Here is a 615-nt window from a genome sequence, read left to right as displayed (position 1 = left end):
TGGCTGAGCGCCCAGCCGCCTGACGTGGAGAAGGTCCGGCAGGGGCTCCGCCGGATCGTCGACGACGGCAGTCGGGCGGGGGACGTGATCAGCCGGATCCGTGCACTGATCAAGAAGGCACCACCCCGGAAGGACAGGGTGGACATCAACAAGGCGATTCGAGAGGTGCTCGAGCTAACCCGTGGCGCAGCAAAGAAGAGCGACGCCTCGGTACAGACGCAACTCGCAGACGGCTTGCCGTTGATCGAGGGAGACCGTGTCGAACTGCAACAAGTCCTGCTCAACCTGGTCATCAACGCGATCGAGGCCATGAGCAGCGTCAGCGATGGCGTGCGAGAAATGCTCGTCAGCACAGCGGAAGCCGACTCGGGCTATTTGCTCGTGGCGGTGCGCGATTCGGGGCCGGGCTTTACCGCGGACAGCGCCGAAGACGTTTTCGCCCCGTTCTATACAACGAAGCCGACCGGTTTGGGGATGGGACTGTCGATGGTTTTGTCGCGTTAAGACGGGAGAGGTAGTATTCGAGCCTGACAAATATGCTTTGGCTGGCCGATGAAGAAGACCCAAACACCGCGAAAGACGCTTGCTGCGGACATCACCCGAGTGCTAAAGCGC

At 61.1% G+C, this 615-nt stretch carries 1 protein-coding gene; it reads left to right on the top strand.

The window, feature by feature from the left end; translation table 11 throughout:
* Window positions 1-504: sensor histidine kinase (locus F6X42_RS43025; RefSeq protein ID WP_187639785.1), on the top strand; the 504-nt coding region annotated here is incomplete at its 5' end.
* Window positions 505-615: the final 111 nt, after the last annotated feature.

Origin of the sequence: Paraburkholderia podalyriae, from assembly GCF_014397785.1 — a bacterium.
Lineage (GTDB): Bacteria > Pseudomonadota > Gammaproteobacteria > Burkholderiales > Burkholderiaceae > Paraburkholderia > Paraburkholderia podalyriae.
Note: the sequence above shows the minus strand (reverse complement) of the source record. Positions and strands in the feature narration are given on the sequence as shown.